This window comes from Streptomyces atriruber (assembly GCF_001418325.1).
Lineage (GTDB): Bacteria > Actinomycetota > Actinomycetes > Streptomycetales > Streptomycetaceae > Streptomyces > Streptomyces atriruber.
Genome location: NZ_LIPN01000338.1, coordinates 1 through 7513, shown reverse-complemented (window position 1 = coordinate 7513; position 7513 = coordinate 1). Strand labels below are relative to the sequence as shown.

Below are 7513 nucleotides of genomic sequence, written 5' to 3'. Positions count from 1 at the left end.
GGCGGCCTCCACGTCACCCTCGTGCGCGGCCAGCGCCTCCTTCACGGCTCGGCCGATGGCGTCGGGAGCCTCGGCGGCGGTCTGGGCGCGGCGGCCTGCCGGGACGAGTTTCACCGGGGCCGGGGCGGGGGCTGGGCGTGTGGGGACCGGGCGGGTAGGAGCGGAGGGTCCGGGAGTGTCTTTGGCGCCGCCCTCGGCCGGACCGCACTCGGCGTGGTCCAAGTGCTGCGGGAAGCCTTCGACTTGGTCGGTGGCGGGGTGACCGCACAGGACGCACGACTGGGGAAGGGGATCGGGTTCCAGCTCCGGCTCCGGTTCCGGTTCCGGCGTCAGCCTTGTGCGTGCGGCGTCCAGGAAGTACGCGTACTTCTCGCGGATCCCGCCCGTCGGTTCACGGCCGGACTCCCAGCCGCCGACCGTCGCCGGGCTCACGCCGATGGCGCGCGCCACCTGCGCCTGGGAGAGGTTGAGGGCGTCGCGGAGCGCGCGGCGTTCCTCGGCGGGCGGCAGTGCCACCTCGGGCCCGGAGGCGGCCAGCATCGCGTCGATCGCGTCGAAGTCGCTCACTGCCGCGCTCCCTTCGGCGCCTCGGCCGCGGCGCGACGCCTGGGCACGGTGCGGCGGCGGTCGGCGGACAGCACCTCGCACGCGCGCGTGGGGCCTGCCAGCAGGTCGAGCACATCGATGCCGTAGTGCGCGGCGATCGCGTCGCAGTCGTCCAGGCTCCAGGCCGCGGTACCGGACTGACGGCGCGACACCTGTGTCTGGTCGACGCCGAGCACGGCGGCGAGGCTCGCCTGTGTGTCGCCGGTGAGCTGCATCAGCGCGGCCACTGCCGCACGCAGCCGCTCGGTGGAAGACATCCCCATGGGGCCAGCCTATCCAAGGGGATCGGCGTCTTCCGCATGCACCACGCGGATTACGCATGCATCCGGGACCGTACGCATTCTCCGGTCTCAGCGTTCGACCGCGTCGTTCCGCCAGACGAAGATCTCCGTGCCCGGGCCGCGTTCGGAGAACCTGCCCGACGCGGAGGCCTCCCGCAGCAGTGCCCGCAGCTCCGTCTCGAAGCTGCCGAGGCGGGTCCCGAACAGGTGCGGCGCGGAGCTCGACATCGAGAAGACGCCCGCGACCACGTCGTCGACCGAGCGTTCCAACGGCTGCCCGCCCTGGATGACGAGGCGCTGTGGTCCGGCGAACCCGGCACGGGCGAGCACCAGCCGCTCGCCACTGGGAGTACCTTGCGGCAGCACGCCGCGGCCCGCCCGGCGTACCGGGCCCAAGTAGCTCTTGATGAGGTCACCCACCGCCGCGTGGGGCGGTGCAGGATGCGGCAGGTCTCCGGCGGCATCCGCCCTTTCCGCCGCCTCTGCTCCCGCCTCCGCTTTCAGGTCCGAGATGTGCACCAGCGCACCGCCGGGTCGGAGCATGCCCTTGACGGTCGACGCCACCAGGTCCTGGTCCATCCAGTGGAAGGACTGGCCGAAGGTGGCGACGGTGAACGTGCCGAGCCCGGCGGGCAGGTCTTCCGCCCGGACCCGTACCCAGCGCGTCCGCCCGGCGACTCCTCGCCCGGCGGCGTCGCGCTGCGCTTCGGTGATCATTCCGTCGTCCGGGTCCACGCCCACGACCTCGCCGAACAGCGGGGCCAGGGTCAGCGCGATGGTTCCCGGCCCGCATCCCACGTCGATGAGGCGCCCGTGCCCGTCGAGATGCAGGGTCTCGGCGAGTGCGGCGGCCAGTCCGGGCGCGTAGGGAAGGCGTCCGCGGGCGTAGTGGGCGGCAGCCCCCTCGAACAGCGTGTCGTCCCACTCCCAACCAGCGACCATGCCGGCTCGTCTCCTCTCGTGGTCCCCCGTCGCTCGGGGGTCCGCACCTGGACCGTACTCTTCGCACATCTGGATCTTTGCCCGCAAGAGGAGTTGCATCAGTGGAGTTTCGGCTGCTCGGAGCGGTTTCCGTCGCCACTGAGGTCGGCGTGCTGCCCCTCGGCCCCGCAAAGCGGCGGAGCCTGCTCGCCGCGCTGCTGCTCAGGCCGAATCACCCGGTCCCGGTGGATCAGCTGACGGACGCGCTGTGGGACCACGAACCGCCCCCGCGGGCGCGCGGCGTCATCCAGGGCCACGTGTCGCGGCTGCGGGTCCTGCTCGACACGGCGGATGCCGACATGTACGGCGTCGAGCTGCTCACGCAAGGCACCGCGTACGTCCTGCGCATGCCGGAGTCCCTCCTCGACGCCCACCGCTTCGAGGAGCTGGTGACGCTGGCCCGCAGTCAGCGGGCGCCCGAAGACGCCGTGGCGATGTACCAGGAGGCGCTGTCCCTCTGGCAGGGGCCCGCGTTGACCGGCGCGTATCCGAGCCAGCCCCTGCAGGCCGCCGCGCAGGCGCTCGAGGAACTCCGCCTCGCCTCCGTGGAGTCGCTGGCGACGGCCTACTCGCGGACGGGCGAGCACGCGCGGGCCGCCGCGGTGCTGCGCGCGGAGGCGAGCGTCCACCCGCTGCGCGAATCGCTGTCCGCCGCGCTCGTGCGAGAGCTGCAGCGGGCGGGGCGCCGCTCGGAGGCCCTCGACTGGTTCCACCGCACCAGGCGGCTGCTCGCCGATGAGCTGGGCGTCGATCCGGGCCGGGAGCTGGCCGACGCGTACACGGACGTGCTGCGTGGCGAGGAGGACGAGGGTGCTTCGACACGGCGGCCCACCTCGGTCGCGGCTTCCGCCACGGCTCCGGCCTCGGCCTCAACGTCAGGTTCAGGTGCAGGCCCGACCGAAGCCTCACCCTCCACCGCAGCCGCAGCGTCGGCCCCCATGTCGCCACCGGTGCCGAGCGGAGTTCCAGCCCAGCCCCCGGCCCCGTCCCCCACCGTCGACCTCCTCCCGCGCATGCCGCGCGGGTTCCACGGTCGTGCCGCCGAGCTCACCGCCCTGTCCCGGGCCGCCGCGGGCGAAGCACCCGTCTGTCTGGTCACCGGGCCCGCGGGCGTCGGCAAGACGGCGCTCGTGGCGCACTGGGCGCACCGCAACCGCGAGCAGTTCCCCGGCGGCCTGCTCTACGCCGACCTGCGCGGCTTCAGCGACACGGGTGAGCCCGCACTCCTCGAAGTACTGCGGGAGTTCCTGCTCGCGCTGGGCGTCGCGCCGCGCCGGATACCGGAGTCGGCCGGTGGCGCGTCCGCGCTGTTCCGGTCCCTGTGCGCAGACCGTCGGCTCCTCGTCGTGCTCGACAACGCCCGGGAGTCCGCTCAGATCAGGGAGCTGCTGCCGGGCGGAGCGGAGTGCGTCACCGTGGTGACGAGCCGGTACCGGCTGCGCGGTCTGATCGCCTCCGACGCGGCCCGGCCCGTCCCCCTCGACGTACTCGAACCGGAGGACAGCACCGCCCTGCTCGCCGCGGTGCTCGGCCAGGAACGGGTGCTCGCGGAGGAAGTGGCCGCCCGGCGCCTCGCGGAGCTGTGCGGCGGACTGCCGCTCGCGCTGCGGGTCGCGGCCGCCAGGCTGGCGGACCAGCCCGACTGGCCGCTGAGCGCGATGAGCGCCGAACTGTCCGACGAGTCACGGCGGTTGCACCTCCTGGACGTGGAGGACACCGGCGTCCGGGCGGCGTTGCGGCTGACGGTGCGGCGACTGCCGGACGACGCCGCGCACCACTTCGCCCACCTCGGGCAGCACCCGGGCACGCACGTCGACCGGTACGCGGCCGCGGCCCTCGCGGGGACGGACCCGGACGCGGCGGGCGCCGCGCTGGACAAGCTGACGGCGGCGCACCTCGTGATCCGGACGGCGCCGGACCGCTGGACGCTGCACGATCTCGTACGGCTGTACGCGCGCGGCCTGGAGGCCGGGCCCGACGCCCTGGTGCGCGGGCTCGACCACAGCGTGGCCACGGCGCTGGCCGCCGCCGACGCGGCCGAGCCCGGTGACGAGTCGTGCTTCGCGCTGCCCACGGACTTCCGCCCGCCGCAGGCCACGAGGGAGTTCGCCGACCGTGAGCAGGCCATGGCCTGGTACGCGGCCGAGCGCGACGACCTGACGCTGGCGGCGTCGGCCGCGCGCACCGCGGGGCTGCACGGCAGGACGTGGCGGATCGTCCTCGCGCTGTGGCCGCAGATCGTGTGGCGGGTGCGGGACGACTGGGCTCCCCTGCTGCGCACGGCGCTCGATGCGGCGCAGGCCGACGGGGACGCGCGGGCCGAGTCCCGGGTGCGTGCCCTGCTCGGGTGGGTCCTGACGGAGGAGGGCCGCACCTCCGAGGCGCTGGTCCATCTGGAGGCCGCGCCCTTGCTCGCCGCCCGGGCGGGTGACAGGCGCGGCGAGGCCACCGCGCTGATCAACCTGTCGCTCGCGCAGTCGGAACTCGGCAGCCCCGAGGAGGCCGCCGAGGGATGCGCGCTTGCCGCCGAGCTCGCGCACAGCGTCGGCGACCGGAACACCGAACGCCTCGCGCTGTACCACCTCGCCCGGCACCGGCTCGACGCCGGGGAGTGGCGGCCCGCCTTCGAGACGGCGGTCGCCGCGCTCGACCTCGACAGCCCCTCGGAGGCGTCGTCGGCGGCCCGGGTGCTGCTGCGGACCGTGATCGGGGAGGCGCTGCTCGGCATGGGCGACGAGACCGAGGGCATCCGGCGGCTGGAGAGCGCGGCCCGCGAGGCGGAGTCGTCCGGCTACGACGACGGCGCGGTCCGCGCGCTCGGCGCACTGCTGCGGGTGTCTGCCGACGCGGGGCTGCAGGCGCGGTACGACACGGCGATGGTGCGGCTGATGGCTCGCGCCTGACGGTGCCGCCTACGGCTCACGCGTACGCGTACAGGTACGCGTGTGCCCGAGGCCGCGCCTGGTCGGACCGTGGCTCGGGCCGCGGGACCCCGGCCTTGCGCCTCACTCCGTGGCTCTCCCGGGTGCCGGCTCCTCCGCACCCCGGGTGGCGTGCTCGGTGAGCTGCTGGTTCACCTCGCGGGTCTGCTCGGTCAGCTGCCGTGCCCGCGCCTCGGCCCGGTCCGCCCGCTCGTTGATGCGGGCGATGTCGTCCTCGATGACCTTGAGGGCCAGCTCCGTCGCGGCGTCCGCGTCCTGCGGCGGGAGGTCGCCGGGCAGCGCCTCCAGCGCGCTCTTCACCGCGGGGATGCCGCCGCGTTCGTGGATTTCTTTCCAGAACTCGTAGTCCATTGCGCCATCTTGGCCGATCAGGCCTCACCGACGCGAACGGCGGCCAGGGCGCCCGTACGACGCCCGTGCCGCACCGTCGTCTCTAGGACGTGGGCGCGGCGGGCGTGCCGGCGCGGGCGGGCGTGCTGAAGTCCAACAGGTCCTCGGCCGTCTGCTGGGTCTCCTCCGCGGCCTTGCGGGCCGTGGCGACGACGTCGCCGTGTTCCTGGATGAGCGTGTGGTAGATCGGCGCCTGGGTGGCGTCATTGGCCGGCATGACCTGCGGCTCCTTGTTCGGTGACGGTGTAGCTCGGGTCGGCCGTGGGTGGCCGACCCGCGACCTTACGCGAACTCGGTACGTCCGTGGCACCCGACCCCGATCATGAGACGGCTGCTTGTGACCACATTCACACGCAGCGGCCGCAGGGCCCTGGGGAACCCCGGTCGACCTAGGGTGACTCCGTGCGCGAGGAGAGCCGCGAAGCCGGCCGCGAGGACAGCGTCGAGGTGCCGCCCGTCGTACGCCGCCGGGCCGAGCGGCTCGGGCCGGTCGGTGAGAAGTGGCTGGCGGAGCTGCCCGCGCTGCTCGCCGACCTCGAACGTCAGTGGTCCGTCGTCGTCGGGCCGCCGCTCCGGGCGGGCGCGGGCGGCTACGTGGCCCGGGCCCGCACCGAGAACGGAGGGGCCGCGGTTCTCAAGCTGGCCCTGCCCGAAGCCGCGGGCGCGGGGCAGATCCCAACGCTCCTGCGCGCCGGAGGCCACGGCTACGTGCACGTCCTGCGCCACGACACCGACCGGTTCGCGCTGCTCATGGAGCACCTCGGCCAACCCCTGTCCGAGCTCGCCCTCACGCCCGAACGACAGATCGCCGTCCTGTGCGCGACGCTGCGCCGGGCCTGGCGGGTTCCGCGCTCCCCCGGGCCCGCGGAGGCCGTCGGCGAGGACAAGGCGACCGGGCTGGCCGTGCTCGTCGAGCAGTTGTGGAGGGAGCTGGGGCGCCCCTGTTCCGTGGCCGTGTACGACAGGGCCATGGCGTACGCCGAGCGCCGCGCCGCCGCCCACCGTCCGTCCCAGGCCGTGGTCGTCCACGGCGATCCCCATCCGGACAACCTGCTGCGCGTGCCGACGCCACGTGCGGGGGCGGAGAGCGGGTTCGTCTTCGTCGACCCCGACGGCTTCCTCGCCGACCCCTCGTACGATCTCGGCGTGGTGCTGCGCGACTGGTGTGCCGAGCTGCTGGCCGGCGACGCGCCGCGGCTGGCCCGTCGCTACTGTGCGCTGCTGGCCGAGGAGAGCGGCGCCGACGCCACGGCGGTGTGGGAGTGGGGCTACCTCGAACGCGTCTCGACAGCGCTCTACCTCCTCGCCCACGGGGCGGAGGCATCGAGCCGCCCGTACTTCGAGACGGCGGAGATCCTCGCGAGCACGGACACGGAGCCTTTCGCCCGCGGCCCCCGTGGGTCCCGGCCCGAATAAATCCCGTGCCCTGCCGGCTCCGCTCTGTTACGGTCACCGACATGAACAAGCGCGCTGCGATGACGACGACGCCGGAGAGTGTCCCGGCGCGCTGACCGATGCCTGAGTCCGAAGCCCCGGGGCGAGTGCCCCGGGGCTTCGGCTTGTGGTCACTCGCCTCTTGTACGCGAGGAGACCCCCATGAGCAACGCGATCCACCACCGTGACAGCGACCACGACCGTGACCACCGCAGACTCGGGCGCGAGCTGGGCCTGTTCGGCACCGACCCGCTGTTCGGCGCGGGACTGCCGTACTGGCTGCCGGCCGGGGCGGCCGTGCGGCACGCCTTGGAGGAGTACATCCGCGACGCCGAGCGGCGTGCGGGCTACCGGCACGTGTACTCACCGGTGCTCGGCAAACGGGAGCTGTACGAGATCTCGGGGCACTGGTCGCACTACAGCGACGACATGTTTCCGCCGATGGACGTGGGCGGCGAGCAGATGGTGCTGCGGCCGAGCCTGTGCCCGCACCACGCGGTGATGTACCGCTCCCGCTCCCACAGCTACCGCGAGCTGCCGCTGCGCATGGCCGAGACCGGCGGCATGTACCGCGCCGAACTCTCCGGCGTGCTGGGCGGGTTGAACCGCGTCCGCGCCATCCACCTCAACGACGCGCACGTCTTCTGCACCTTGGACCAGGTCGCCGACGAGGCGCGCGCCGCCCTGGAGATGATCCGCTCCGCGTACGACGCGCTCGGCATCCGCCCGGCCCGTTTCCGGCTCTCCCTGCCGGGGCCCGGCGGCAAGTACGTCGCCGACCCCGAGAAGTGGCGGCAGTCCACCGCCCTGCTCACCGAGGTGCTGGACGGCTCCGGACTGCCCTACGAGGCCGCCGAGGGAGAGGCCGCGTTCTATGGG

At 73.7% G+C, this 7513-nt stretch carries 8 protein-coding genes; 3 read left to right on the top strand and 5 right to left on the bottom strand.

The window, feature by feature from the left end; translation table 11 throughout:
• From AOK03_RS30340 to AOK03_RS30330, 3 genes are all read right to left on the bottom strand, one after another.
• Positions 1–567, bottom strand: a 567-nt coding sequence (locus AOK03_RS30340; RefSeq protein ID WP_157869118.1) for a helix-turn-helix domain-containing protein, incomplete at its 3' end; no start/stop codon positions are given.
• Positions 564–869, bottom strand: a complete 306-nt coding sequence (locus tag AOK03_RS30335) for a helix-turn-helix domain-containing protein (RefSeq protein WP_055568566.1) — start codon at positions 867–869, stop codon at positions 564–566. The genes AOK03_RS30340 and AOK03_RS30335, both read right to left, overlap by 4 nt.
• 87 nt (positions 870–956) lie before the next feature.
• Complete coding sequence (locus AOK03_RS30330) at positions 957–1829, bottom strand: class I SAM-dependent methyltransferase (protein WP_055568565.1); 873 nt, start codon at positions 1827–1829, stop codon at positions 957–959.
• 101 nt (positions 1830–1930) lie between these two features.
• On the opposite strand from AOK03_RS30330, the gene AOK03_RS30325 reads away from it, so the two are divergent.
• Positions 1931–4771: an AfsR/SARP family transcriptional regulator gene (locus AOK03_RS30325; protein WP_055568564.1), complete on the top strand. Its 2841-nt coding sequence runs from the start codon at positions 1931–1933 to the stop codon at positions 4769–4771.
• Positions 4772–4873: 102 nt separating this feature from the next.
• Here AOK03_RS30325 and AOK03_RS30320 read toward each other — a convergent pair whose 3' ends face one another.
• Positions 4874–5161, bottom strand: a complete 288-nt coding sequence (locus AOK03_RS30320) for a hypothetical protein (RefSeq protein WP_055568563.1) — start codon at positions 5159–5161, stop codon at positions 4874–4876.
• 82 nt (positions 5162–5243) lie between these two features.
• The gene (locus AOK03_RS42835; RefSeq protein WP_157869117.1) at positions 5244–5417 is read right to left on the bottom strand and encodes a hypothetical protein; all 174 of its coding nucleotides are present in this window, start codon (positions 5415–5417) and stop codon (positions 5244–5246) included.
• A 185-nt stretch (positions 5418–5602) separates the two neighbouring features.
• Between AOK03_RS42835 and AOK03_RS30315 the strand changes: the two genes are divergently transcribed.
• Positions 5603–6616, top strand: a complete 1014-nt coding sequence (locus tag AOK03_RS30315; protein WP_055568562.1) for an aminoglycoside phosphotransferase family protein — start codon at positions 5603–5605, stop codon at positions 6614–6616.
• A gap of 180 nt (positions 6617–6796) precedes the next feature.
• The coding region (locus AOK03_RS30310) for an aminoacyl--tRNA ligase-related protein (protein WP_208609627.1) at positions 6797–7513 on the top strand (717 nt) is incomplete at its 3' end.